Below are 26060 nucleotides of genomic sequence, written 5' to 3'. Positions count from 1 at the left end.
AGCGTCCGAACGTTCGGTTGCTATAGTCGCCGGGCATGAACGGATCACGCATCGTCGCCACCGGCCACTACCAGCCCGCCAAGGTGCTGACCAACGACGACCTCGCCGCCATGGTGGACACCAGCGACGAGTGGATCACCCAGCGGGTGGGCATCCGCACCCGCCACGTCTCCGCCCCCGGCGAGGGGGTGCCGGAGCTGGCCGCGAACGCCGCGGCCAAGGCCCTGGCCGGCAGCGGACTGGAGGCCGGCGACATCGACCTCGTGCTGGTGGCGACGTGCACCCAGCTCGACCGCGCTCCGAACGTGGCCGCCATCGTCGCGGCCCGCCTCGGCGTGCCGGGCGCGGCCGTCATGGACGTGGGCGTGTCGTGCTCGGGGTTCACGCACGCGCTGGCCACGGCCGACCACACGATCCGCGCGGGCGCGGCCAGGCACGCGCTGGTCATCGGCGCCGACGCGATGACGGCGGTCACCGACTGGACCGACCGCACCACGTGCGTGCTGACCGGCGACGGAGCCGGGGCCGCCGTGGTGAGCGCGGCGTCCGCGCCGGAGATCGGCCCGGTCGTCTGGGGCTCGTTCCCCGAGCTGGGCGACGCGGTGCGCATCGGGGGCACGCCCACCCGCTTCGCCCAGGAGGGGCAGGCCGTCTACCGCTGGGCGACCACCAAGCTGCCCGCCATCGCCCGGCGGGCGTGCGAGCGCGGCGGGGTGGCGCCCGAGGAGCTGGCCGCCGTGGTCCTGCACCAGGCGAACCTGCGCATGATCGAGCCCATCGCCGAGCGCATCGGAGCGGTCAACGCGGTCGTGGCCCGCGACGTGGTCGACTCGGGCAACACCTCGGCGGCCAGCGTGCCGCTGGCGCTGTCCAAGCTGGTGGAGCGCGGGCAGGTGCGGCGGGGCGCGCCGATGCTGCTGTTCGGCTTCGGCGGCAACCTGTCGTACGCGGGGATGGTCGTCCGCTGCCCCTGACCCGCTATCTCTCCTCCGAGGCCGCGCCGGGGCGGTCGCCCAGGTGGCCGACCAGGCGCGCGACCTGCTCCGCGTAGTACGCGGCGAACTCGGGCGAGGCCGGGTCCAGCCCGGTGACCGCCCGTGCGAGCTGCGGGAACGACACCCCGGCCGCGGTCATGGCGAACAGGGCGAGCAGCACGGCGGGCGGATCGACGTCGGCCGGCAGCTCCCCCGCCTCCTGACGGCGGCGCAGGTGCTCGGCCTCGCGCCGGAAGTCCTCCTCCATGTCAGCGGCGGGCGGCCCGTCGTCGGTGAGGCCCTGCCAGACCATGAGCCGGCCGTAGTCGCGATGGGCGGAGTTGGCCCGGACGTAGCCGGCGACGAGCCCGGCGAGGCTGGCGCCGGGATCGGCGAACATCCCCTCCTCGCGCTGCCAGCTCCCGGTCAGGGCCTGGTAGAGGCCCTCCTTGCCGCCGAAGTAGTACGAGATGAGCTGCTTGTTGACCCCGGCGCCGGCCGCGATCTCGCTCACCCGGGCCCCCGCGAACCCCTTGGCCGCGAACTCCCGCAACGCCGCCTCCAGGATGCGCGCCTTGGTGCGCTCGGGGTCGCGCTGCTTCTCCTCTGGTGCTCGTCTCACCGTCGAAGCCTATCATCCATCCGGATGGTTGACAGAATCATCCGAATGGTTGATAGTCGGTGCCATGAGAGACGACATCGCGATCATCGGTGGCGGCATCGGCGGGCTCTGCCTGGCCCAGGGGCTGCGCAAGGCGGGCCGGAACGTGACGGTCTACGAGCGCGACCGCACCCCCGGCGACCGGGTGCAGGGCTACCGCGTGCACATCGACCCGAACGGCGCCCGCGCGCTCCACGACTGCCTGCCGCCCGAGCTGTGGCAGGCGTTCCTGGCCACGACCGGCCGGGGCGGCCAGGACTTCGGCTTCCTCACCGAGCAGCTCGGCCTGCTCGCCCTCATCGAGACGCCCCCGGCGGCCGACCCGGCCGACGACCACCACTCCGTCAGCCGCATCACGCTGCGCCAGGTGCTGCTGTCGGGGCTGGAGGACGTGGTGCGCTACGGCAAGACCTTCGAGCGCTACGAGCGGCTGCCCGACGGGCGGATCGAGCTGTTCTTCGCCGACGGCTCCACCGCGCGGGCCGACGTGGTGATCGCCGCCGACGGCGGCAACTCCAGGGTGCGGGCGCAGTACCTCCCGCACGCCCTGCGCGTGGACACGGGCATCACCACCGTGGCCGGCAAGTTCCCGCTGACGGACGAGACCCGGCGGCTCATCGCGCCCCGGCTGTCCGACGGGCCGAACAGCATCATCCCGCCCAAGGGCATGGGCATGTTCGTCGCCCCGCACGACGTGGCCGGGCTCGCCCCGGTGGGCGGCATCGGCGTGACCGAGCAGGACGGCGCGCTGATGGACAACAGCAGCGCCTACATCCTGTGGGCCGTCGGCGCGGCGCGCGGCCGCTTCCCCGGCGACCTCTCCGAGATGTCCGGCGAGCGGCTCAGGGACACCGTGGAGCGGATGATCGGCTCCTGGCACCCGGACCTGCGCCGGATGGTCTCCCTGTCGGACCCGGAGACCGTCTCCCTGCTGCCGATCCGCACCTCGATCCCGATCGACCCGTGGCCCGCCTCCACCATCACCCTGCTCGGCGACGCCATCCACAGCATGACGCCGATGCGCGGCATCGGCGCCAACACCGCGCTGCGCGACGCCCGCCTGCTGTTCCAGGCGCTGACCAGCGGACGCGAGACCGTCGAGGCCATCGCCTGGTACGAGGAGCGGATGCGGGAGTACGGCTTCGCGGCCGTGCGCGACTCGCTCAACGCGGCCCGCCAGTTCGTGGGCGAGAGCCGGCTGGGGCGGCTCGGGTTCAAGACGTTCCTGCGCACGGCTCAGCGTTTCCCCCGGCTGAAGGAGAAGGCGTTCTCCTAGGGTCCGCGAGACTCGCGGGCGGCGGGGAGAATGGGGGATCCGACGACGGGAACCGCCGGGGTGGAGGGCTGGATGCGGATCGGGATCCTGGGGCCCCTCCAGGTCGCGGGGGCCGCGGTCAAGGGAGCCCGGGTGCGCGCCCTGCTCGTGCGGCTGGCGCTGGAGCCCGGCCGCGTGGTGACGGCCGACCGGCTGATCGGCGACCTGTGGCCGGAGGAGGCGCCGGAGCACCCGACGGCGGCGTTGCAGTCGCTGGTGTCCCGGACGCGGCGCGAGGCGCCGGGGATCGTGGCCTCGCATCCCGCCGGGTACGCGCTGGACGTGCCGGCCGCCGAGGTGGACGCGTGGGAGTTCGAGCGGCTCGTACGGGCCGGCGAGGCGCGGGCGGCCCTGCGGCTGTGGCGGGGGGCGGCGCTGGCGGACGTCGCGGCGATGCCGTTCGCGGCGGGACCGGCGGCGCGGCTGGCGGAGCTGCGGCTCACGGCCCTGGCCACGCGCATCGCCGCCGACCTGGACCGGCACGCCGCCGCGGCGGGCGCGGACGGCCCGGACGAGCGTGATGACCTGCCGGGCGCGGACGGCCCGGACGAGCGTGATGACCCGGCGGGCGCGGGCGACGGGGTCGGGGAGGTGGTGGCCGAGCTGCGGGCGCTGGTGGCCGAGCATCCGGTGCGGGAGCCCTTCCACGCGCTGCTCGTACGGGCGCTGGTGGCGGCCGGGCGGCGCGGGGAGGCGCTGGAGGCGTTCGAGCGGGCACGGGCCGGCCTCGCCGACGAGCTGGGCGCCGATCCCGGGCCCGCGCTGCGCGAGGCGCATCTGGCGGCACTGCGCGACGAGCCCGCCGCCACCCGCGCCACACCGCAGAGGCCCACCCCGGCCGACGCCTTCCGGGAAGGGCCCGTGGAGGAGCCGCGGGGCGGGCGGATGCCGGCCCGCATGACGAGCTTCGTGGGCCGGTCGCACGACGTCTCCCGGCTCCGCGCCCTGCTCACCGCGCCGGCGCCCGGCGACGGCGCGCGGCTCGTGACGCTCGTGGGCCCCGGCGGGGCGGGCAAGACGCGGCTGGCCGTCGAGACGGCCGACACGCTCGACGGCACGCTCTGGCTGGTCGAGCTGGCCGCCGCCGGAGACGTGCGCACCGCCGTGGAGGGCGCGCTGCGCACGACCGACGCCGTGACGGCGCTGCGCGGCGCCCGGCGGCCGCTGATCGTGCTCGACAACTGCGAGCACCTGGTCGAGGAGGCCGCCCGGGTGGCGCATGCGCTGCTCGGCGCGGTGCCCGAGCTGCGGATCCTGGCCACCGGCCGGGAGCCGCTGGACATCCCCGGCGAGACGCTCCACCGGGTGCTCCCGCTGGAGGAGGAGGCGGCCGTGGAGCTGTTCCGCGACCGCGCCGCCGCGGCGCGGCCCGACGCGCGGGTCGAGGCCGGCGAAGCGGCCCGGATCTGCCGCGAGCTCGACGGCGTTCCGCTGGCCATCGAGCTGGCCGCGGCCCGGCTGCGCACCATGCCGGTCGCCCAGCTCGTGCGCGGGCTCGGCGACCGGCTCGCCTTCCGCGGCGGCAGGACCGCCGAGCCGCGGCACCGCACGCTGCGCGCGGTCATCGACTGGAGCTGGGAGCTGCTGTCGGACGCGGAGCGGGAGCTGCTGCGCGCGTTCACGGTGTTCGCGGGCGGCGCGAGCGCGGAGGCCGTCGCGCGGGTCTGCGGGCCGCGGGTCGAGCCGCACGGGGACGACGTGCTGGACGTGCTGGCGTCGCTGGTGGACAAGTCGCTCATCGCCCTGTCCGGCGACCGCTACACGATGCTGGAGACCATCAGGCAGTACGCCGCCGCCGACCTGCCCGACGTGCGCCGCGCCCACGCGCGGTACTACACGCTGCTGGCCGAGGAGGCCGGTCCGGGGCTGCGGACCGGCGGGCAGCTCCACTGGCTGGCCGTGCTCGACGCCGAGCAGGGCAACCTCGACGCCGCCCTCGAACGCACCGACGACCCGCTTCGGCTCTTCCTGGCCCGGCTGTGGCCGTGGAGCATCCGCGGACGGCGCGCGGAGGCGGCCGGGTGGGCGGCGGAGGTGCTGCGGCGGGTGGGCGGCACGCCGCCGCCGGGCCGGGAGCTGGCCCACGGGCTCTGCCGGCTGATCACGGGTGACCGGCCGGGCGACGCCGTCCGGCGTGCGGACCATCCGGCGGCGGTGGCCTCGTTCGCGCTGATGCCGGCCCCGTCGCCCGACGTCGTGGAGCTCGCCGAGGCGGCCGCCGAGCGGCTGCGCGACCACCCCGACCCGTGGACGAGGGCGGCGGCCCAGCTCATGCGCGGGCTCACGCGGTTCGAGTTCGGCGCGGCGGCCGAGGCGGGTGAGCCGCTGCGGGCGGCGCTGGCCGGGTTCCGGGAGAGCGGCGACCGGTGGGGGCTGTCGTACACGCTGCACTGGCTGTCGCTGGAGGCCGAGAACGCGGGCGACGACGCGCGGGCCATGGCCCTGGCCACGGAGGGCGCGCGGCTGGCCGGGGAGATCGCCGGGCTGGAGGCCCCCGAGGGGCCGATCCTGTTCCTCGCCCGGCTGGGCCGCCTCCAGGCCCGCACGGGAGACCTCGACGGCGCCGCCGCCACCCTGGCCAGGGCCGAAGAGGTCGCGGGGAGGTCCGGGCCGGGTGACGGCGATCCCCTGGCGGTGGCGCGGGTGCTGCACGCGCGGGCCGAGCTGGCCCGCCGCTCGGGCGATCCGGAGGGGGCGGCCCGGCTGCTGCACCGCGCACTGGCGCTGCTGGACGGCGCTCCCCCGCAGTTCGAGGCGCTGGTGAACGTCGAGCTCGCCCGCGTGTCGGCCGACCCCTGGCCGCCGCTGCGCCATGCCTTGGAGCTCATGGACGCCTCGCCGGACCGCACGGTCCGCGCGAGCGTGCTGGAGGGCGCGGCCGAGCACTGCGATCCGCCGCTCGCCGCCGAGCTGGCCGGGGCGGCGCGGGCGCTGCGCGGCGGGGCCGGGGCCGGGGACTCCGCGCTGCTCGCGCGCTGCCGTGACGCCCTGGGCGAGGACGCCCTTCAGCGGGCGCTGGCCAGGGGCGCCGCGATCCCCCACCCCGAGAGGTACGCGCTGAGCCCGCTCTCGTCGCCGTGATAGCCGATGTACCCGTCGGGCCGGACCAGGACGACGCCCCGCTGACCGTCGAGCGGCGGGTGGACGCGCACCGCGTCCCCGTGGTCGCGGCCCGTGGCGGCGAACAGCGTGAAGTGCGTGCCGCGCCGCGCGTCGAAGTGACCGCCGAGGCGCTCGCCGCCCCGCTCGCCCTCCGACAGGGGGCTGTCCAGGTAGCCGATGGCGAGCTGGTCGGTCTCGCCGCCGCGCCTGTGCTCGCGGTCGCGGTACAGGCGGGTGCTGAGGCCGAGCACGTCGGCGGCGACCCGCATGCGTTCGTGCTCGTAGGTGTCGAGCAGCCGTTCCCCGCCGAGGGCGAGCTTCCAGCCGAGGTTGTACGCGTCCTGCACGCCGGTGTTGAGGCCCTGCCCGCCCGCCGGCGAGTGGACGTGCGCGGCGTCGCCCGCCAGGAAGACGCGGCCGATCCGGAACCGCTCGGCCATCCGGACGTTGACCCGGTACTCCGAGCGCCAGACCACCTCGTCCAGCGTGACGTGCGGCGCGTGCTCGGCCAGGATCCGGCGCGGGTCGTCCTCGCCGGTGCAGGGCGCGACGAGCTGGAACACGTCGGTTCCGGGCAGCGGGCACAGGCTCACGTGGAGCGCCTTGGTGGCCGGGTCGCCCCACAGGTGCCAGTGGTCCCGGTCGAGGTCGCGGGTCCTGACGTCCGCCAGCACCGCCCGGTCGCTGTCGTGGGTGTCGCCGAGGAAGCCGACGCCGAGCAGCTTGCGCACGGTGCTGCGACCGCCGTCGGCGGCCACGAGGTGGGAGCAGCGGACGCGCTCCCCGGTGGCCAGCGTGGCCGTGACGCCCTCGGCGTCCTGCTCGACGCCGGTGACTCCCGCGCCGTACTCGACGTGCCCGCCCAGCTCGGCGAGGCGGTCGCGGAGGATCCGCTCGGTGCGCCACTGCGGCTGCATGACGAGGTTCGGGTACGGCACGTCGGGGGACGGCTCGCGCGGCTCGTCCATCCGCCCCTCCCAGACGACCTGCTCGCCCCGGTAGCTCCGGAGGGGCGGGTAGGCGCCGCCGGTGGCGAGGATCTCGTCGACGACACCGAGGTCGTCGAACACCTCCAGCGTCCGCGGCTGGAGCCCCTTGCCGCGCACTCCCTCGGCGGGGCCGGACGAGCGCTCCACGATCCGGAAGGCGACGCCGCGGCGGGCCAGCTCGATCCCCAGGGTCAGTCCTGTCGGCCCGGAGCCGACGATCAGCACGTTGGTCATGGGCCCACCTTGCGACAGGGCTCTGCCACGGCTCTGCCGTCCCGCTGTCACGGCGCCGCCCCGCTGCCGCGGGGCCGCCGGGCCGAGCACAAGCTTCCGTACGGGGCCGTAATACGCGAATGTGGGGGTCATCTTTCCCCGGCTTTGTGAGGAGACCAGTGGCCGACCCACTCACGCTCGACACGCGGGGCAGCGACTTCGCGCGCCTGTCCAGGAGGATCGCGGAGGCCGGCCTGCTCGACCGGCGTCCGGTCTACTACGCCGTACGGTTCTGCCTGGCCGCGGCCGCCTACGCCGGGGCGTGGGCCCTGTTCTGGTGGGCCGGCGACTCGTGGCTGCAGCTCCTCGTCGCCGCGGTGCTCGCCGTGGTGTTCGCGCAGTTCGGCTTCCTCGCCCACGACCTCGGGCACCGCCAGGTGTTCCGCACCCGCCGGCCGGGCGACCTCGTCGGGCTCGTGATCGGTGACCTGTGCATCGGCCTCGGCTGGGGCTGGTGGAACGCCAAGCACAACCGTCACCACGCCAACCCCAACCACGACGACCACGACCCCGACGTGTCGCCGGCGGTCATCGTCTGGTCGTCCGACCAGGTCGGGCGGAGCCGGGGGTTGCCGCGGTTCGTGGCCCGCCGGCAGGCGTTCCTGTTCTTCCCGCTGCTCACGCTGGAGGCGTGGCACCTGCACGTGGCCAGCTTCCGGGCGCTCGGCAACCCGGAGCTCAAGCGGCGCTGGATCGAGCTGGCCCTGCTGACGGCGCACTTCGCGGTCTATTTCGGCGTGGTGTTCGCGACGCTGTCGCCGGTCAGGGCCGTGGCCTTCCTGCTCGTCCACCAGGGGCTGTTCGGCCTCTACCTGGGCTCGACGTTCGCGCCGAACCACAAGGGCATGCCGATGTTCACCAAGGCCGACAGGCTCGACTTCCTGCGCAAGCAGGTGCTGACCTCGCGCAACGTCAGGGGCGGCCCGCTCCGCGACGTGCTGTTCGGCCAGCTCAACTACCAGATCGAGCACCACCTGTTCCCGAACATGCCGGCGCCCAACCTGCGCCGCGCCCAGCCGATCGTGCGCGACTACTGCGCGTCCATCGGCGTGCCCTACCTGGAGACGGGCGTGCTGGAGTCGTACGGCCAGGCGCTGCGGCACCTGCACGACGTCGGCGCCCCCCTGCGCGCGGCGCCCGCGAGGTCGTGAGCCCGGCGGTCAGTTCTGGCCGAGGCGGCGGCGCAGCTCGTCGCGCCGCCGCTCCAGGTCGGCGATCAGCTGCTCCTGGTCGTCCGCCATGGCGATCATGGAGCCGATCTCGATCGGGTCGGTCGCCCCGAGCTCGCCGATCTGCTGGCGGACTTCCTTGTTCTCCGTGCGCAGCCGCACCAGATCCTCCTCGACCTGCCGCAGCTCATCCTCAGTGCTCATCCTCCTGATCTACCCAGCCGGAGGCCGCCCGCACGTCACCGGCCCACTCTCGCCGGTTGCCGGGCACCGCCGGCCCCCGTGGACAATGGGGGCCATGCGTGATTCCCGGACCGGCACCGCCGTCTCGGTCGGCGTGGTCGCCGTCGTGCTCGGCGCCACGCTGGTCACGGCGCTGGTCGGGCCCCACCCGCGGCTGAACGCGCTGGACCTGATCCTCCCCCTGGTCGCCGGGGCCGCCACGCTCGCGCGGCTGCGCCACCCGGTGGCGGCGCTGGTCGTCGTGACCGCCGCCGTCGTCGCCTACTACCCGTTCGCCCGGCTCGACGGGCCCCTGCTGGTCCTGCTGTTCGTCGTGCTCTACACCGCCGCCGACCGGGGCCACCTGGTCGCGGCCGGCACGGTGGGCGCCGCCGCGCTGCTGGCCGTCGGCTACGGCGAGAGCGGGGACGTCCGGCACATCGACGACAGCATGTTCCTGTCCATCATGGGCTGGGTGGTGGCCTGCATCGCGTTCGGCGGCGTCACCCGCAACCGCCGCGCCTACCTCCAGGAGGCCGAGCGGCGCGCGCGGGAGGCCGAGCACGGCAGGGAGGAGGAGGCCAGGCGGCGGGCCGGCGAGGAGCGGCTGCGCATCGCCCGCGAGCTGCACGACGTGCTCGGCCACAACATCTCCATGATCAATGTGCAGGCCGCGGCGGCGCTGCACGGCCTGAAGAAGCGGCCCGAGGAGGCCGAGACGGCCCTGCGCACGATCAAGGAGACGAGCAAGGAGACGCTGCGCGAGCTGCGGACCACGCTCGGCGTGCTGCGGCAGGTGGACGAGGCGGCCCCGACCGGGCCGGCCGACAGCCTGGCCCGCGTGGACGCCCTGGTGGCCGCCACGGGGCTGTCGGTGCGCACCGAGCTGTCGGGGCCGCTCGACGACGTGCCCACGGAGATCGACCTGGCGGCGACGCGCATCGTCCGGGAGGCGCTGACGAACGTCTCCCGGCACTCCGGGACGGCCGAAGCCACGCTCACCATCACCAACAAGTCCGGACATCTCGTGATCCGGGTGGAGGATGATGGGCCCGGAGCGACGTACACCGAGGGCAGCGGCTTCGGCGTGCAGGGCATGCGGGAGCGTGCCACCGCCCTGGGCGGCACCCTGGAGGCCGGCCCCCGCCCCGAGGGCGGCTACCGCGTCGTCGCCCACCTGCCCCTCACGAACGGAGCCCGATGATCCGCGTACTGCTCGCCGACGACCAGACCCTCGTGCGCGCCGGGTTCCGCTCCATCCTGAGCGACGAGGACGACATCGACGTGGTCGCCGAGGCCCCCGACGGCGCCGAGGCGGTGGAGCAGGCCGGGAGGCACCGCCCGGACGTGGTGCTCATGGACATCCGCATGCCCCGCCTCGACGGCCTGGAGGCGACCCGCCGCATCGCCGCCGACCCCCGCCTGACCGGCGTCAGGGTGATCATCCTGACCACGTTCGACCTCGACGACTACGTGTACGGGGCCCTGCGGTCGGGCGCGAGCGGCTTCCTGGTCAAGGACACCGAACCGGCCGAGCTGATCCACGCCGTACGCGTCGTGGCCCGCGGCGACGCGCTGATCGCCCCCGCCATCACCCGCCGGCTGATCGCCGAGTTCGCCGGCCGGGTGCGGCGGCCCGAGCCGGGGCCGCGGCTCAACGCCCTGACCGAGCGCGAGCGCGAGGTCATGACGCTGGTGGCGGCCGGCCTGTCCAACGACGAGATCGCGGCCCGGCTCGTGCTCAGCCCCGCCACGGCCAAGACCCACGTCAGCCGCATCATGACCAAGCTGGGCGCGCGCGACCGGGCCCAGCTCGTGGTGATGGCCTACGAGGCCGGCGTGATCACCCCGGGCTGGCTCACGCCCTGACCCCCCGGGGGCGCGTACATCCCGGGTGGTACCTTCGGCGCCCCCTGTCACCCTGCGGAGTACGCCAGGTGCCCGCGCGGGCATGACGCCGCGCGCGGAACCGTCGCCGCAGGATCGTGAGCCATGGAAACCGTGGACCTCGCCCGCCTGCAGTTCGCCCTCACCGCCGGGGCGCACTTCCTGTTCGTCGCGCTGACCCTCGGGCTGGCGACGCTGGTGGCCGTCGTGCAGACCTGGGCGACGCTCACCCGCAACCCGGTCCACCAGCGGATGACCAGGTTCTGGGGGCAGCTCTACGTCATCAACTACGCGATGGGCATCGCCACCGGCCTCGTGATGGAGTTCCAGCTCGGGCTGACGTGGAGCGGGCTGACGGAGTTCGCGGGCAACACCTTCGGCGCCTCGCTGGCGATCGAGACGCTGGTGGCCTTCTTCCTGGAGTCCACGTTCCTGGGCCTGTGGATCTTCGGCTGGAACAAGCTGAACCGGTGGGCCCACCTGGCGGCGATCTGGGTGGTGACGCTCACGGCGTACGCCTCGGCGTTCTGGATCCTCGTCTCCAACGGCTTCCTGCAGCGCCCGGTGGGCTACGAGCTCGCGGACGGCGTGCTGCGGCTGACCGACTTCGGCGCGATGGTCGCCAACCCCACCGCCCAGGTCGCGTTCTTCCACGTGCTCGGCGGCGCCATGGTCACGGGCGGCTTCTTCATGGCCGGGGTCAGCGCGTACCACCTGCGCAGGCGCACCGCCGAGCAGGACCTGTTCCGCAAGTCGCTGCGGATCGGGATCGGCGTCGCGCTGCCCGCGACGCTGTTCACCGCCACGTTCGGCGGGCTCGGCTTCGAGACGCTCCAGCCGGCCAAGGCCGCCGTGTGGAGCGGCGACGCCGCGCGTGCCGCCGCCGCGCAGGCCGAGCTGGCCGCCGCCCACGGGCCCGGCGACTACCTGCCGCCGGCCGGGTGGGTGCAGGCCGGCGCCATGACGATGCTGATCGCGTTCGCGGTGATGTTCTTCTTCTCCGGGCTGAGCGCCGTCCTCATGCTCATCCGGCCCGCCGTGCGCGGCCTGCGGGTGTGGCACTGGCTGCTGACCCTGATGATCCCGGTGCCGTTCGTGGCCATGCTGGGCGGCTGGGTGTTCCGCGAGATGGGCCGCCAGCCCTGGGCGGTGTACGGCCTGCTGACCACGGCGGAGGCGATGTCGCCGCTGACGCCGACGCAGATGCGGGTCTCGCTGGCCGCGTTCGTGACCGTGTTCGCCGCGCTGATCGTGACCACCTACGCGCTGCTGGCCAGGGCCGCCCGGCGCGGCCCGGACGCGGTGACGCTGGGCGACCGGCCGATCGACGCCCCTTCCACCGAGCCCGCCCTGTCCCTCTGAGGACCCCTGAGGAGTCCCGTCATGGAGATCTTCGTTCTGGCCTTCTTCGCGCTCGGCTACCTCGTCCTGGGCGGCGCCGACATCGGCGTCGGCATGGCGCTGCCGTACCTCGGCCGCGGCGCGGACGAGCGGCGCGAGGTGATCGCCGCGATCGCGCCGTTCTTCCTCGGCAACGAGGTGTGGCTGGTGGCCACGGCGGGCGTCCTGGCGGGGCTCTTCCCCGAGCTGGAGGCCGAGCTGCTGAGCGGCAACGTCGCGGTGGTGGTGCCGCTGCTGCTGTCCTGGGTGGTGCGCGACATGGGGCTGTGGCTGCGGGGACGGCTGCCCGGCATCCGCTGGCGCGGCTTCTGGGACGGCGCGGTCGTCGCCGGGAGCTGGGGACTGGCGCTGAGCCTGGGGGTGCTGCTCAGCGACGTGCTGCTCGGCCTGCACGGGCCGGTCGCACTGGTGCCCGCCCTGCTGGTGGCGGTGGTGTTCGGCGCGCACGGGCTGGCCTTCGCCACGCTGCGGCTGCGCGGCGAGCTGCGGCGGCGGGCCGCCGTGCTGTCCGGTGGCTCCGGCGAGGCGCGCACGTACGCGCTGACCGCCGCCGCGCTCGTGGCGATCGGGGTGCTGGCCGGGCTGCGGCTGCCGCTGACGGCCGGTCCCACGGCGGCGCTGCTCACACCGGTGATCCTCGTGGTGACCCCGCTGCTGGTCGCCGCGCAGGCGTGGGTCTGGTGGATCTTCCGGCACCGGGTGACCGGCCCGTCCTACCTGTGAGTGCTCACCTGCGACGCGGATGGGTGAAGGAGTCGTCCGCCTTCACCGAGGCGTCCTCCGGCGGCACCTCGGCCGGCGCGGCGCGCAGCCACCGGCACCCGTGCGGGCCGAGCGGCAGCCGCACGACGCCCTGCTCCGAGACATCGCTGGTGCCGTCCACGAGCAGGTCGGTGAGCCGGTAGTTCTCCAGACCTTCCAGCTTCAGCTCCACGTCCTCGGCCGTCCTGCCCAGGTTGTGCAGGGCGATCACGGACGCGCCGTCGGCGTCGCAGCGGTGCGCCAGCACGTGCGGGCTGCCCGAGTCGAGCACGGTGTGCCTGCCCCAGGCCAGCTCCGGGCACTCGCGGTAGCGCTCGATGAGGAGCTGGATCCAGCGCAGCAGGGAGTCGGTGTCGCGCTTCTGGTCCGCCACGTTGACCCGGTCCGGCCCGAAGGGACCGTCCGGCATCCTGCGCACGGGCTCCGCCATGGTGAATCCGCCCTCGCTCGACCACTGCATGGGGGTGCGCACCGCCATCCGGCCCTCGGCGTCGAGGTTCTCCCCCATGCCGATCTCCTCTCCGTAGAACAGCACCGGCGTGCCAGGCAGCGAGAAGAGCAGGCTGTAGGCCATCTTGATCCGCCGCAGGTCGCCGCCGAGCATGGTGGGCAGCCGGCGGCGCAGCCCCCGGCCGAAGATCTGCATGTTCTTCTCCGGGCCGAATGCCCGGAAGATCTCCTGACGCTCCTCGTCGGTGAGCTTGTCCAGGGTCAGCTCGTCGTGGTTGCGGAGGAACGTCGCCCACTGGCAGTCCTTGGGCGGCCTGGGCCGCGCCTTGAGCGCCGCGGCCAGCGGCTCGGCCTCTCCCCTGGCCAGCGACAGCCAGGCGCTCTGCATGCCGATGAAGTCGAAGCACATGGTGACCTGGTCGCCGAGCCCGTCGCCGAAGTAGTCCAGCAACTGCCGGTAGGGCACGTTGACCTCGCCGAGCAGGATCGAGTCGCCCTTGCGCCGCGTCATGAAGGCCCGCAGGTCGGCCAGGAACTCGTGCGGGTCGGCCAGCTTCGGCTCGACGTTCTCGATGAGGAACGGCACGGCGTCGACCCGGAAGCCCGACAGCCCGAGCTCCATCCAGAAGCCGAGGATCCGGGCGATCTCGTCACGGACCTCCGGGTTGGCCACGTTGAGGTCGGGCTGGTGCTTGTAGAAGCTGTGCAGGTAGTACTGGCCCGACCCCTTGTCGTACTGCCAGATGCTGTTCTCCTTGTCGGGGAAGACCACCATGCTCGGGTCGTCCGGCTCGGGCTTGTCGGACCAGACGTACCAGTCGCGGCGCGGCGAGTCCTTGCTCTTGCGCGCCTCCTTGAACCACGGGTGCTGGTCGGAGGTGTGGTTGACGACCAGGTCCGCGATGACCCGCAGCCCCCGGTCGTGGGCGGTCCGCATGAACTCCACGAAGTCGCCGAGCGTGCCGAGCCGGGGGTCGATGGCGTAGAAGTCGGTGATGTCGTAGCCGTCGTCCTTGTTGGGGGTGGGGTAGAACGGCATGAGCCACAGGCACGTCACCCCCAGGCCCGCCAGGTAGTCGATCTGCTGCGTCAGCCCGCGGAAGTCGCCGATCCCGTCGCCGTTGCCGTCCTTGTAGGTCTCGACGTCGAGGCAGTAGATGACGGCGTTCTTCCACCACAGATCCGAGGTGTACGTCAGTCGCATGCGCCGCCTGCTACCCAGACGATCGCCCGGAATGCCCGGCGCCTCCCGGGGAAGCAGGCAACGCCACTAAGGTCTGACCCACACGGATCCCCCAGGAGGGCACGAATGAGCGACCACGCGATCACCTTCGACCTGATCGACGTCGACAAGGACGGCCGCATCTCGGCCGAGGAGCTGGTCCGGCTGATGGAGGTCCTGGGGCAGCCGATCAGCCTGGAGCGGGCCCAGGCCGGCGTGGCCCGGCTCGACCAGGACGGCGACGGGCTGATCGACCTGGAGGAGTTCGGCGCGTTCCTCAGGGACTGAGCGCCCCGGGCGGAACGATCAGAGTCCGGGGAACATGTAGTCGGCGGCCACCCGGCCGTCCCCGTCCAGGACGAGCACCTCGACGCCGCCGCCCACGCGCTCGCCGCTCTCGGCCGCCACCGTCTCCCAGGTCAGCTTGACGACCTCGTTGAGCCGGATGGCGCCGGGCGCGGGCCGGAAGACGTACCTCCCGGATCCGACGAACCTGTCGTAGGAGCTGGCCACGCGCACCTCGATGGCGTCGTGGCCGTGGGCCTCCAGCGTGGAGGCGGGGAAGCCGAGCCCCGCGGCGATCTCGCGGATCTCCTGGGGCGGATGCAGGACGTGCGCGGCGTTCTCGGCGAACACGTCCTCGATGGCCTTGCGGCGCAGGGCCGGGTCCGGCTCGTTCCACAGCGCGATGTACCGGGCGGCGATGTCCTGCGGGTCGGGGTACGACATGGTGTCTTCCTTCGTGCGGTGAGGGTCTCTCGCGGGCTCCACTGTGCGAGGAGCCCCGCCCGCCCGGCAATTCCCGCGAGGGAATCGCCGGGCCCGCACGAGCCGCTGTCAGTCTCCCTGGACGTACACCTGGCCGAAGACCTCGGCCAGGGCCTTCAGGTCGGTCGCGGCGTCCACCTCGGGCTTGGCCGGGTCGTAGAGCGTGGCCAGGCGGGGGCGGACCTCGGTGAGCTTCTTGAGCTGGTCCCAGGTGGCGTTGGCCGCCCACTTCTCGCCGTACAGGCGGCTGACCTGGCCCTGCTCGTTCTCGGAGCGGCTCGGCAGGGTGACGGTCTCGGCGGCGTCGTCCTGGATCGGGCTCGCCACGTGCTCGGTGACGGCCTTGGTGACCTGCTCGCCGGTGAGCTGGGGCGCGCCGGTCGCGGTCAGCGTGGCGTCCTCGCTGGCGATCTGCGCGTACGCGTCCCACGCCCGGGCCCGGACCTGCACCCACTGGTTGCGCTGCGCCGTGGCGGCGTCGATCTTCCAGGTGGCGTACTCGGTGCCGAGGTGGGCGCCGTCCAGGGCGAGCTGGTCGATCCTGCCCTTGGCGAGCCAGGCGCCGATCCGCTCCGGGGCGAGCAGCGGGTACTTCTCGGTCATCGCGGTCTTGCAGGCGTCGTCGGCGCCGCAGCCGAACAGCGGCACCGCCGTGCGCGCGGCCAGCTTCCGGCCGGGGGCGAGCTTGCGCAGCCGCGCGGTCGCCTCGTTGACGAACGTGTCCATCTCTTCGGCGGTCTGGAACGTCTGCCCGGTCCCGAGCTGCCGGGTGAAGCGGATGCCCACGACGCCCGGCTGCGCGGCCAGCGCGGCGACGCGCTGGGCGGCCTCGTCGAGCTTGCCGGCCTTCCAGTCGTCGGCCAGCTCGGCGTCCACCCACACCCGAAGGCCCGCCGCGACGGCGGTCTTGACGGCCTGGCCGGTGGTGCTCTCCATGGCCGTGGAGATCTGCTCGGCGGACAGGCCCTCCGGCGAGACGAAGCACTCCTCGCCGGCCTTGCACTCGGGCGTCCCGCCGTCCTCGGCGCCCTCGACGTCCGGTTCGCCGCCGTCGTGGGCCTGGCCGTCGCCCACCCCGTCGTTCTCGAGCGGCGGGCAGACGTTGCCGGGCTCGGCGCAGTTGACGCCGATGCCGTCCACCGGGCCGGCCGACTCCATCCGCTCGCCGTCGTTGGCCAGCCACCACCGGGCGATGTCCAGCGCCTCGTCCGGCGTGGCCATCCACCGGCACACCACGTACGCGGGGGTGTCGCCGGACATCAGGTCGTTGCAGCTACGGGGGTCGTCCTCCGACCACGCGGGGACGCCGATGCCGAGCAGGGAGAGGGCGAGTCCCAGGACGAAGAGCTGCCGCAGTCGTCGACGTCGCATCCAGGCGCCTTACGTGAGGGGTGATCGTCGGGCATTCAGCACGATATCCGGATGATCAATAACGTTCAATGAGATCAGGCAGTCTTGACCGCTTTTCTGACCGATGTCGTGACTTTTCTGACCTATTCCCAGCCCCCGATAACCAGGCGACAGCCCCCTGGGAAACCGGCAGAATGGGCCCGTTTGTCAAAAGGGGGCATCACGTTGCGCGGACACTTCCAGGATCTCGGTCTGCTGCGCGACCGGCGGTTCACGTTGCTGCTGGCCGCGCGGACCATCTCGGTGCTCGGCAGCGCGTTCGCCCCCGTGGCCCTCGCCTTCGGCGTCCTCGACCTGCCCGGGGCCGACGCGACCACGCTGTCGGTGGTGCTCACCGCCGAGTCGCTGCCGATGGTGCTGTTCATGCTGGTCGGCGGGGTGATCGCGGACCGGTTCCCCCGGCACCTGGTGATGACGGCCGGCGAGGCCGCCAACGCGCTGGCGTTCTTCGCCCTGGGCGCGATGATGCTCACCGGCTGGACCCCGCTGCCCGCGCTGGCCGCCGCCGCCGCGCTCAGCGGCGTGTCGATGGCGGTGCTGTTCCCCGCGCTGACCGGCATCATCCCGGAGGTGGTGCCGGCCGACCGGCTGCAGACCGGCAACGCCCTGCTCGGGCTGGGCGCCAACGTCTCCCGGGTGGCCGGGGCCGTCTTCGGCGGCGGCACGGTGGTGCTGTTCGGCGGCGGCTGGGCGCTGGCGGTGAGCGGGCTGATGTTCGCGGTGGCGGGCGGGCTGATCGCGGCCCTGCGGCTGGCTCCCTCCGAGCGGCCCGCCGGCCCGCGCCACTCGGTGCTGGCCGACCTGCGTGACGGCTGGCGGGAGTTCAGCTCTCGGCAGTGGATCTGGGTGGTGGTCGCGCAGTTCTCGGTCCTGGTGATGGCGCTCCAGGCCGGTCACGGTGTGCTGGGGCCGCTGCTGGCCAAGGAGAGCCTGGGCGGGCCGCTGGTGTGGTCGGCGTTCCTGACGGGCGAGGCGGTCGGCACGATCGCCGGGGTGCTCGTGTCGCTGCGGCTGCGGCCGTCGCGGCCGATCCTGGTCGGCACGCTGCTGTGCCTGCCCACCGCGGCGCCGTACCTGCTGCTCGGGCTGGGCGCCCCGGTGTGGGCGATCGTGGCCGCCTCGTTCGCGCTGGGCGTGTGCTTCGACGTCTTCGGGGTGCTGTGGCAGACCACCATGCAGCGCGAGGTCCCGGCCGAGGCGCTGTCGCGGGTCAGCTCGTACGACGCGCTGGGGTCGCTGATGTTCGGCCCGCTCGGGCTGATGCTGGCCGGGCCGGTGGCGGCGCTGGTCGGCACCCGTGAGGCGCTGCTGGGCTGCGCCGCGCTCGTCGTGCTCTCGACCCTGGCGGCGCTGCTGTCGCCGGGGGTGCGCAACCTGCGCGCCCCGGCCCAGGACCGCGACCAGGCCCAGGCCGCGGAGGGCGTCTCAGGCTGACCGGCCGCGGAAGAAGGCGTTGGCCCGGGGCTGGAACATGAGCGTCACGGCCCCGAGCACGGCCAGCAGGTGCAGGATCCGGCTGCCCGCGAAGAGGAGATCCATCGGGCCCGCGGCGGCTACCGCGTCCCCGATCGAGCCGCCGTCCAGCAGCCACCGCACCGGCTCGACCACCAGCGACAGCGTCCCGAAGACGCCGAGGCCGACGGCCAGCGTGAGCCGCGCCCAGTTCCGCCCCTCCCGCAGCCGCAGGGCGAGGAGCACGGCCGCCGCGAACACCCCCAGCCGGAAGGCGATCTGGGGCAGCAGCTCGCCGAACGCCGTACCCGACGACAGCATCTGAGTGACGATCAGCACGGCCTCGAAGGCGCCGGCCGCGACGGCGAAGAGCCACAGCGACATCGCCGCGAGCACGGCGGGCGGTGCCTGGTCCGCAGGGCCGGTCCGGCGCGCGGACCGCTGGGAGATAGTGGGCATGCGGGTCATGAGTTCCTCCTCGGGGCTTTCCTGAAGTCTGCGCCGATCACCCGTCCCGATCAGGCCCGTCGTCCCCCGAACCGGGGGTACGGCCTGCCCTACCGGCGTCCGCGCGCGCCGTGTGACGGCGGCGTCCGGACGGCGATAATCGACGCATGGCCGCTGAATCCGCCCAGACGCTGGAGCGCGGGCTCCGCCTGCTGAGGCTGCTCGCCGACGGCAAGGGCGGGCGCACCCCCACCGAGCTGAGCCACGAGCTGCAGCTCAGCCGCCCGGTCGTCTACCGGCTGCTCACCACGCTGTCGAGCGAGGGCTTCGTGCGCCGCGACGCCGAGGGGCGGGTTCACCTGGGGTTCGGGGTGCTGGTGCTGGCGCAGGCGGTGCAGCCGCTGCTGCGCGCGGCGGCGCTGCCCGCGCTGCGGCGGCTGGCCGAGCGGGTGGGCGCGACCGCGCACCTGACGGTGGCCGAGGGCGAGGACGGGCTGGCCGTGGCCGTGGTGGAGCCGTCGTGGACGCACATGCACGTGGCCTACCGGGAGGGCTCGCGGCACCCGCTCACCAAGGGCGCGGCGGGGCGGGCGATCCTCGCGCTGCGCCAGGGCCGTTCGGACTACTTGGTGACGGAGGGGCAGTTGCAGGAGGGGGCCCGCGGCATCGCCGCCCCGGTGACCGGGGTGCCCTGGCTGGAGGCGTCGGTGGGGGTGGTGACGTTCGGGCCGCTGGAGGAGTCGGCGGGCCCGCTCGTGGTCGAGGCGGCGGCCGAGCTGGCCGGCGCCCTGGGTTGACATCTCCAGGGGGATGGACGACGGTAATTACATATAGAGGACACTAACGTCCGATAAGCGGACACCAGCTCGGGGAGGGCGGATGCCGTACTACCGCGTCGTGGGCGAGATCCCCCGCAAGCGCCACGTGCAGTTCAGAAGGCCCGACGGCGGCCTGTACGCCGAGGAGCTGATGGGCGAGGAGGGCTTCTCCTCCGACTCCTCGCTGCTCTACCACCGCCACCTGCCGACGGCCATCGTCAAGGCCGAGGCGGTCACCCAGCCGGCCGGCGCCCGCCTGGAGCCCAACCTGCCGCTCTCCCCGCGGCACTTCCGCACCCAGGAGCTCGCCGGCGCCGGCGACCTGGTCACCGGCCGGATCCTGCTGGCCGGCAACGGCGACGTCCGGTTGTCGTACGCCACCACCGACCAGCCGAGCGAGCTGTACCGCAACTCGATGGGCGACGAGTGCGTGTACGTCCAGCGCGGCCGGGTCCGCTTCGAGTCCACGTACGGCGCCATCGACGCCCGCGAGGGCGACTACGTGGTCGTGCCCACCGGCACGATCCACCGCTGGGTGCCCGACGGGCAGGTCAACGTGCTGGCCATCGAGGCCGCCGGGCACATCAGGCCGCCCAGGCGCTACCTGTCGCAGTACGGACAGTTCCTGGAGCACGCCCCGTACTGCGAGCGCGACCTGCGCGCCCCGGCCGAGCCGCTGCTCGCCGAGGGCGAGGAGGTGCCGGTGCTGGTGCGCACCCGGGGCGGGCTGACCCGGCTGTTCTACCGCAACCACCCGTTCGACGTGGTGGGCTGGGACGGCTGCCTCTACCCGTACGCCTTCAACATCGAGGACTTCGAGCCGGTCGTGAAGAAGACGCACGCGCCGCCGCCGGTCCACCAGACGTTCGAGGGGCCGGGGTTCGTGGTCTGCTCGTTCTGCCCGCGCCCGCTGGACTTCCACCCCGAGTCGGTGCCGATCCCGTACAACCACCACAACGTCGACTCCGACGAGTTCATGTTCTACGTCGGCGGCGACTACTCCGCGCGCAGGGGCTCCGGCATCGACGTCGGCTCGGTGTCGCTGCACCCGGCCGGCTTCACCCACGGGCCGCAGCCCGGCGCGGTCGAGGCCGTCATCGACGCGGTCTCCCGCGGTGTCACGACCACCAGCGAGATGGCCGTCATGGTCGACACGTTCCGCCCGCTCGACCTCGGGCCGGGCGCGCTGGCCTGCGAGGACACCGACTACGCCTGGACGTGGGCGCGATGAGCACCGCCGTCCTGTTCACCGCCCTGGTGGACGACGCGGGGCTGTTCCCGCCGACGTCCCTGCACATGTCCGAGGCGCTGGCCCGCCACCGCCGCGACCAGGAGCACGGCGGGCCGGTGCTGACCCACCGCTTCCTGTGCCCGGCCAGCCGGATCGACGCGCTGCGCCGCGAGGACTTCATGCCCCGGCGCATCGGGCTGATCCTGCACACGCCCGAACCGCCGCCGTTCGAGGACCTCCCGGTGGACATCGTCGAGGCGCTCCCGCCGCCCGAGACGTCCGTGGCCGCGTTCGCCCAGCGGCTGGGCGGGCGGCTGCCCCACGGCGTGCGGCTGTTCGTGGAGGTGCCGCCGCACCGCGTCACCGGCGACGTGCCGGAGGGGGTCGGGCTCAAGGTGCGCTGCGGCGGCGCGAGCGCCGAGGCGTTCCCGCCGGTCGAGCACCTCGCCGCGTTCATCCGCTCGTGCGCCGAGCAGGAGATCCCGTTCAAGGCCACGGCCGGGCTGCACCACGCCGTCCGCCACTTCGACCCCGCGCTCGGCACCGACCGGTACGGCTTCCTCAACCTGGTGCTGGCCGTCTGCGAGGCCGTCGAGCGGCGCGACCCCGCGCAGGTGCTGCGCACCACCGACGCCGCCCGGCTGGTCGCGCTGGCCCGGGCGGTGCCGCCGGAGACCGCCAAGCGCGCCCGCGAGCTGCTGGTGAGCTACGGCTCGTGCAACACCGCCGCGCCGCTGGCCGACCTGCGCGAGCTCGGCCTGATCCCGGAGTGACCCGCCGATGGGTGGGCAGGGTGAGCGGCGCGCGATGCCGATCGACGAAGGAGGACGTGTGAGCTGGGGAGTGGACCACCTGCCCTACGGGGTGTTCTCCCGGCCGGGCCAGGCGCCGCGGGTGGGGGTGCGCTACGGCGACCGGGTGCTCGACCTGGCCGCCGCGCTGCACGACGAGGTGTTCGCGGCGCCCTCGCTCAACCCGTTCATGGCTCGGGGGCGGGCCGCCTGGCAGGCCACCCGGGCGCTGCTGCGGGAGAAGCTGACCAACGACATGGCCGTCACCGAGGCCCACCTGATCCCGCTGGAGCAGGTGCGGCTGCACATGCCGTTCGAGGTGGCCGACTACGTCGACTTCTACTGCTCGCTCGACCACGCCTCCAACATCGGCCGGATCTTCCGGCCCGACGCCGAGCCGCTGCTGCCCAACTGGCGGCACCTGCCGGTCGGCTACCACGGCCGCTCCGGCACCGTCGTCGTCTCGGGCACCCCGATCACCCGGCCGCGCGGGCAGCTCAAGGCCGGCGTGTTCGGGCCGTGCGCCAAGCTCGACATCGAGGCGGAGCTGGGGTTCGTGGTCGGCACGCCGTCCGAGATGGGCTCGCCGGCCGGCGCGTTCGAGGACCACGTCTTCGGCGTGACGCTGCTCAACGACTGGAGCGCGCGCGACATCCAGGCGTGGGAGTACGTGCCGCTCGGGCCGTTCCTCGGCAAGTCGTTCGCCACGTCGATCTCGCCGTGGATCACCCCGCTGGACGCGCTGCCCCGGATCCCCGGGCCGCCGCAGGACCCGGAGCCGCTGGAGCACCTGCGGCGGCGGGCCGACTGGGGGTTCGACCTCGTCGTCGAGGTGGCGATCAACGGGGAGGTCGTCTCCCGCCCGCCGTACGCGTCGATGTACTGGACGCCGGACCAGATGCTCGCCCACATGACCTCCAACGGCGCGTCCCTGCGCGTCGGCGACCTGTTCGCCAGCGGCACCATCTCCGGGCCGCGGCGCGAGGAGCGCGGCTCCCTCATCGAGCTCACCTGGAACGGGAATGATCCGATCAAACTGGCCGACGGCCAGACCCGGACATTCCTGGAGGACGGCGACACCGTGACCCTGCGCGCCACGGCCGGGAGCATCACTTTGGGCGAGGTGTCGGGAACCATCCGTTAAGTCACTCGGCGTGCTCCCGCCATGACTCCCCGCTAACCTGGGACGTCCCTTCCCGGAAAGCAGGAGTCAGATGCGGCGCGCCGCGGTCATCTCGCTGGTCATCCTCTGCCTCACCGCCCCGCTCGCCGCGGGGTGCGGCTCGGGGACCTCCGACACCCCGCCGCCCGCGGCGCCGGCCGTACGCGTGAAGCCGGCGTTCGACACCAAGCGCGCCCGCACCGACCGCGGCCTCGTCGTCCGGGCGCGCGGCGGCCGGCTGGGCGAGGTGCGCGCGCACGCCGCCGGGGTGCCGGTGCCGGGGCGGCTCGACGCGTCCGGCACCGTCTGGCGCTCCGACTGGGCGCTCAAGCCCGGTGCCGAGTACACCGTGACGGCCAGGGCGACCGGGCCGGGCGGCCCGCCGGCCGTCGCGCGGGGCCGCTTCCGCACCCGCGTGCCCGAGCAGGCGTTCGGCGTCGCCTCGGCCGTGCCGCTGCCCGGCGAGACCGTGGGCGTCGGCATGCCGGTCATCCTCGACTTCGACACCGCGGTCCGCGACCGGGCCGCCGTCGAGCGCTCCCTCCAGGTGACCTCCGAGGTGCCGGTCGAGGGGGCCTGGAGGTGGGTGAGCGACACGCGGGTGGTCTACCGCACCCGCTCCTACTGGGCGCCCCGGCAACGGGTCACGGTCACCGCCCACCTGTCCGGGGTCCGGGCCGCGCCCGGCGTGTACGGCACGGCCGACCGCACCTTCGCGTTCACCGTGGGCCGCGACCAGTCCAGCGTGGTGGACGCGCGTACCCACCAGATGACGGTCAGCCGCGACGGCGCGGTCGTGCGGCGCATGCCGATCAGCGCCGGCATGGGCACCACCCGCGAGTACACCACGACCAGCGGCGTCCACCTCACCATGGACAAGGGCGACCCCGTGCGCATGGTCTCCCCCGGCCGCGAGAAGGGCGAGCCCGGCTACTACGACAAGCTCATCGACCACGCCGTCCGCATCTCCGACAGCGGCGAGTACGTCCACGCCCTGGACAACGTGTGGGCGCAGGGCCGCGCCAACGTCAGCCACGGCTGCATCAACGCCCGCCCCGACCAGGCGGCCTGGTTCTTCGCCTCCTCCCGGCGCGGCGACCCGGTGACGATCACCGGCACCGACCGCGAGCTGGAGTGGGACAACGGCTGGGGATTCTGGCAGTTGTCCTGGGAGGAATGGCTGCTCGGCAGCGCGCTCAACAGCCCAGCTCCGACGCCCCTGTCGCAACGCTGAAACGGCGATACCGTAGGACAAAGGGGAACCGGTGGCGGCCCCTGGCCCGTTGTCCTTACAGGAGGGCCGGAGCATGGACGAATGGATCGTCTGGGTGATCCTCGCGGTGGTCCTCGGCGTCGCCGAGATCTTCACCCTCACCGCGGCGCTCGGCTTGCTGGGCGTGGCGGCGTTGCTGACGGCTGCCGGAGCCGCGGTCGGGCTGCCGGTGCCTCTGCAGTTGCTCGTCTTCGCCCTGTCCTCGACCGCGGGGCTGTTCGTCGTCCGCCCGATGGCCGTGCGCCACATCCGCCAGCCGCAGTTGCAGCGCTTCGGCGTCGAGGCGCTCGTGGGCAAGCCCGCCTACGCGATCACTCCGGTGACCGGGCGTGACGGCAGGATCCGCGTCGGCGGGGAGGAATGGTCGGCACGCGCCTACGACGAGACTCTGGTGATCCCGGAAGGGGCGTCCGTCGACATCATTGAGATCGAAGGGGCCACCGCCCTCGTATATCCCAGGGAGTGAGCATGGATCCGCTGTTGCTGGCCGGACTTCTCGTCATACTCTTCGCGGTTTTCACCGTGCTCAAGGCCGTGCGCATCATCCCGCAGGCCCGGGCGCGCAACGTCGAGCGGCTCGGCCGCTACCACCGCACGCTCAAGCCGGGCCTGAACTTCGTCATCCCGTACGTCGACCGCGTCTACCCCATGATCGACCTGCGTGAACAGGTGGTGTCGTTCCGCCCGCAGCCGGTCATCACGGAGGACAACCTGGTCGTCGAGATCGACACCGTGCTCTACTTCCAGGTCACCGACCCCAGGGCGGCCGCCTACGAGATCGCCAACTACATCCAGGCGGTCGAGCAGCTCACGGTCACCACGCTGCGCAACGTGGTCGGCTCCATGGACCTGGAGAAGACGCTGACCTCCCGCGACACGATCAACAGCCAGCTGCGCGGCGTCCTCGACGAGGCCACCGGCAAGTGGGGCATCCGCGTCAACCGCGTCGAGATCAAGGCGATCGACCCGCCCAAGACCATCAAGGACGCGATGGAGAAGCAGATGCGGGCCGAGCGCGACAAGCGGGCCGCCATCCTCAACGCCGAGGGCCAGCGGCAGTCGCAGATCCTGACGGCCGAGGGCGACAAGCAGAGCCGCATCCTGCGCGCCGAGGGCCAGCGGACGGCCGCCATCCTGGAGGCCGAGGGCCAGTCGCGGGCCATCGACCAGGTCTTCCAGGCCGTCCACCGCAACGACCCCGACCCGAAGCTGCTGGCCTACCAGTACCTCCAGGTGCTGCCGCAGCTCGCCCAGGGCTCGGGCAACACGTTCTGGGTCATCCCGAGCGAGGTGACCTCGGCGCTGCAGGGCGTCTCCAAGGCGTTCACCGAGGCGCTGCCCAAGTCGGCGGCCACCCGCGACGAGCTGCCGCCGAGCGCGGAGATGGACGAGGAGGTGGCCAAGGCCGCGGAGGCGGCGGCCGAGGCGGTGGCGGACGCGCAGGAGGCCGAGAGCCCCAACGGGCCGCGGCAGCTCACGCAGGCCGCCCCGGAGCCGGCCCCGTTCCCGGGCCTCGACGCCGACCGCGCCCCGGCCGCCGAGCACAACCGCCAGGAGCACTGACCGGCCCCGGTCAGGCCGCTCCCGGCAGGCGGCGCACCCGGCACTCCCGGTGCGCCGCCCGGGCCCGGCACGCCGGCGGTCTCCGGCGTCGGTGACGTCCCGGGCAAACATCTCCGGCGTTCCATGCGTCCAAAGGATCGTGAACTCACGCACGGAACACTTGAGCAGCCCGACGGCCCGCCGGCTTCGAGCCGGCGCGGGGATCATCGCCATCGCGACCTCGCTGGCGGCGATCCTCGCCCCGGGCACCGCCACCGCGGACAGTATGACGGCTGACGGGGTCGACTGGACGGCCGTGGTGGCGCGGGCGCTGGACTGCCCCAAGCCGGGGCCGAACGACACCTGGTATGTCGTGCACGCCCGCGTCGCCGCTGTGGGCGACCTCACGCGTGACGGACGGCGCGAGACCGTGGTCGTGTCGTCCTGCCCGAGCCCGACGTCGAGCAATCCGCTGATCGCCTTCGTCTACGACGGCGCCTCCAAGCGCTCGGCCCCCCGCCTGATCGGCGAGCTCGGCAGGAACCGCTACTTCAAGTCCCAGAAGGTCACCATCCAGAACGGGCTGGTGCGCCTGCGCGGCAAGGTGGTCAGCGACCGGGCCCCCAACTGCTGCCCCGACCTGGTCGTCCGCCAGACCTACAAGTGGAACGGCACGAAGTTCGCCATGACGTCCGAGAAGGCGTCCCGCATCTCGTGAACCCTGCCGTCACCCCGCCAG

General features: G+C 73.4%; 25 protein-coding genes. 18 read left to right on the top strand and 7 right to left on the bottom strand.

The window, feature by feature from the left end; translation table 11 throughout:
• Positions 1-35: 35 nt before the first annotated feature.
• Positions 36-974, top strand: coding sequence for a beta-ketoacyl-ACP synthase III (locus HT134_RS24425; protein WP_175602789.1), 939 nt, complete (start codon positions 36-38; stop codon positions 972-974).
• A 4-nt stretch (positions 975-978) separates the two neighbouring features.
• On the opposite strand, the gene HT134_RS24420 is transcribed toward HT134_RS24425, so the two are convergent.
• The gene (locus HT134_RS24420; RefSeq protein ID WP_175602788.1) at positions 979-1596 is read right to left on the bottom strand and encodes a TetR/AcrR family transcriptional regulator; all 618 of its coding nucleotides are present in this window, start codon (positions 1594-1596) and stop codon (positions 979-981) included.
• Positions 1597-1660: 64 nt separating this feature from the next.
• Between HT134_RS24420 and HT134_RS24415 the strand changes: the two genes are divergently transcribed.
• Entirely contained in the window at positions 1661-2911 is a 1251-nt protein-coding gene (locus HT134_RS24415) for an FAD-dependent oxidoreductase (protein ID WP_217708303.1), read from the top strand.
• 72 nt (positions 2912-2983) lie between these two features.
• Positions 2984-6031 carry an AfsR/SARP family transcriptional regulator gene (locus HT134_RS24410; protein WP_175602786.1) on the top strand — a complete coding sequence of 1016 codons (3048 nt, stop codon included), beginning with the start codon at positions 2984-2986 and terminating at the stop codon, positions 6029-6031.
• On the opposite strand, the gene HT134_RS24405 is transcribed toward HT134_RS24410, so the two are convergent.
• A complete protein-coding gene (locus HT134_RS24405) occupies positions 5956-7275 on the bottom strand; it encodes an FAD-dependent monooxygenase (protein ID WP_175602785.1) in 1320 nt (439 codons plus the stop codon). The two genes, HT134_RS24410 and HT134_RS24405, sit on opposite strands and share 76 nt — an antisense overlap.
• Positions 7276-7433: 158 nt before the next feature.
• On the opposite strand from HT134_RS24405, the gene HT134_RS24400 reads away from it, so the two are divergent.
• On the top strand, positions 7434-8465 hold the full coding sequence (locus HT134_RS24400) for a fatty acid desaturase family protein (RefSeq protein ID WP_312888387.1): 1032 nt from the start codon (positions 7434-7436) through the stop codon (positions 8463-8465).
• Positions 8466-8474: 9 nt separating this feature from the next.
• On the opposite strand, the gene HT134_RS24395 is transcribed toward HT134_RS24400, so the two are convergent.
• Positions 8475-8687: a hypothetical protein gene (locus HT134_RS24395; protein ID WP_175594828.1), complete on the bottom strand. Its 213-nt coding sequence runs from the start codon at positions 8685-8687 to the stop codon at positions 8475-8477.
• A 94-nt stretch (positions 8688-8781) separates the two neighbouring features.
• On the opposite strand from HT134_RS24395, the gene HT134_RS24390 reads away from it, so the two are divergent.
• The 4 genes from HT134_RS24390 to HT134_RS24375 all read left to right on the top strand — a co-directional run bounded on the left by HT134_RS24390 (position 8782) and on the right by HT134_RS24375 (position 12716).
• Positions 8782-9909, top strand: a complete 1128-nt coding sequence (locus HT134_RS24390; protein ID WP_175602783.1) for a sensor histidine kinase — start codon at positions 8782-8784, stop codon at positions 9907-9909.
• Complete coding sequence (locus HT134_RS24385; RefSeq protein WP_175602782.1) at positions 9906-10574, top strand: response regulator; 669 nt, start codon at positions 9906-9908, stop codon at positions 10572-10574. The genes HT134_RS24390 and HT134_RS24385 overlap by 4 nt, the downstream gene beginning before the upstream one ends.
• 123 nt (positions 10575-10697) lie before the next feature.
• Positions 10698-11954 (top strand): cytochrome ubiquinol oxidase subunit I, encoded by a 1257-nt coding sequence (locus HT134_RS24380; protein WP_175602781.1) that lies wholly within the window; start codon positions 10698-10700, stop codon positions 11952-11954.
• A gap of 21 nt (positions 11955-11975) precedes the next feature.
• Positions 11976-12716 carry a cytochrome d ubiquinol oxidase subunit II gene (locus HT134_RS24375; RefSeq protein WP_175602780.1) on the top strand — a complete coding sequence of 247 codons (741 nt, stop codon included), beginning with the start codon at positions 11976-11978 and terminating at the stop codon, positions 12714-12716.
• A gap of 4 nt (positions 12717-12720) precedes the next feature.
• On the opposite strand, the gene HT134_RS24370 is transcribed toward HT134_RS24375, so the two are convergent.
• Positions 12721-14409, bottom strand: a complete 1689-nt coding sequence (locus HT134_RS24370) for an alpha-amylase family protein (protein ID WP_175602779.1) — start codon at positions 14407-14409, stop codon at positions 12721-12723.
• Between the two features lie 105 nt (positions 14410-14514).
• Between HT134_RS24370 and HT134_RS24365 the strand changes: the two genes are divergently transcribed.
• Positions 14515-14715, top strand: coding sequence for an EF-hand domain-containing protein (locus tag HT134_RS24365; RefSeq protein ID WP_175602778.1), 201 nt, complete (start codon positions 14515-14517; stop codon positions 14713-14715).
• Between the two features lie 18 nt (positions 14716-14733).
• Here the strand turns inward: HT134_RS24365 and HT134_RS24360 are convergent, their stop codons facing one another.
• The gene (locus HT134_RS24360) at positions 14734-15156 is read right to left on the bottom strand and encodes a hypothetical protein (protein ID WP_175602777.1); all 423 of its coding nucleotides are present in this window, start codon (positions 15154-15156) and stop codon (positions 14734-14736) included.
• Between the two features lie 108 nt (positions 15157-15264).
• The gene (locus tag HT134_RS24355; RefSeq protein ID WP_175602776.1) at positions 15265-16566 is read right to left on the bottom strand and encodes a hypothetical protein; all 1302 of its coding nucleotides are present in this window, start codon (positions 16564-16566) and stop codon (positions 15265-15267) included.
• A gap of 204 nt (positions 16567-16770) precedes the next feature.
• Here HT134_RS24355 and HT134_RS24350 point away from each other — a divergent pair, with 204 nt between their 5' ends.
• Positions 16771-18039, top strand: a complete 1269-nt coding sequence (locus HT134_RS24350) for an MFS transporter (protein WP_175602775.1) — start codon at positions 16771-16773, stop codon at positions 18037-18039.
• Here the strand turns inward: HT134_RS24350 and HT134_RS24345 are convergent.
• Positions 18031-18525, bottom strand: a complete 495-nt coding sequence (locus tag HT134_RS24345) for a hypothetical protein (protein WP_175602774.1) — start codon at positions 18523-18525, stop codon at positions 18031-18033. The genes HT134_RS24350 and HT134_RS24345 overlap by 9 nt on opposite strands.
• A gap of 146 nt (positions 18526-18671) precedes the next feature.
• Here HT134_RS24345 and HT134_RS24340 point away from each other — a divergent pair, with 146 nt between their 5' ends.
• The 8 genes from HT134_RS24340 (at position 18672) to HT134_RS24305 (ending at position 26039) form a co-directional block, all read left to right on the top strand.
• The gene (locus HT134_RS24340) at positions 18672-19301 is read left to right on the top strand and encodes a helix-turn-helix domain-containing protein (protein WP_175602773.1); all 630 of its coding nucleotides are present in this window, start codon (positions 18672-18674) and stop codon (positions 19299-19301) included.
• Between the two features lie 82 nt (positions 19302-19383).
• Positions 19384-20553, top strand: coding sequence for a homogentisate 1,2-dioxygenase (locus HT134_RS24335; protein WP_175602772.1), 1170 nt, complete (start codon positions 19384-19386; stop codon positions 20551-20553).
• Positions 20550-21326: a hypothetical protein gene (locus HT134_RS24330; RefSeq protein ID WP_217708302.1), complete on the top strand. Its 777-nt coding sequence runs from the start codon at positions 20550-20552 to the stop codon at positions 21324-21326. Before HT134_RS24335 ends, HT134_RS24330 begins: the two co-directional genes overlap by 4 nt.
• 58 nt (positions 21327-21384) lie before the next feature.
• Complete coding sequence (gene fahA / locus HT134_RS24325) at positions 21385-22488, top strand: fumarylacetoacetase (RefSeq protein WP_376768109.1); 1104 nt, start codon at positions 21385-21387, stop codon at positions 22486-22488.
• Between the two features lie 70 nt (positions 22489-22558).
• Positions 22559-23740 (top strand): L,D-transpeptidase, encoded by a 1182-nt coding sequence (locus HT134_RS24320; protein WP_175602769.1) that lies wholly within the window; start codon positions 22559-22561, stop codon positions 23738-23740.
• A 73-nt stretch (positions 23741-23813) separates the two neighbouring features.
• Positions 23814-24245, top strand: a complete 432-nt coding sequence (locus HT134_RS24315; protein WP_175602768.1) for an NfeD family protein — start codon at positions 23814-23816, stop codon at positions 24243-24245.
• 2 nt (positions 24246-24247) lie between these two features.
• Positions 24248-25342, top strand: coding sequence for an SPFH domain-containing protein (locus HT134_RS24310; RefSeq protein WP_175602767.1), 1095 nt, complete (start codon positions 24248-24250; stop codon positions 25340-25342).
• Between the two features lie 139 nt (positions 25343-25481).
• Complete coding sequence (locus HT134_RS24305) at positions 25482-26039, top strand: hypothetical protein (RefSeq protein ID WP_175602766.1); 558 nt, start codon at positions 25482-25484, stop codon at positions 26037-26039.
• The last annotated feature ends 21 nt before the right edge of the window (positions 26040-26060 follow it).

It is taken from the genome of Nonomuraea rhodomycinica (assembly GCF_013363995.1).
Classification (GTDB): domain Bacteria; phylum Actinomycetota; class Actinomycetes; order Streptosporangiales; family Streptosporangiaceae; genus Nonomuraea; species Nonomuraea rhodomycinica.
Note: the sequence above shows the minus strand (reverse complement) of the source record. Positions and strands in the feature narration are given on the sequence as shown.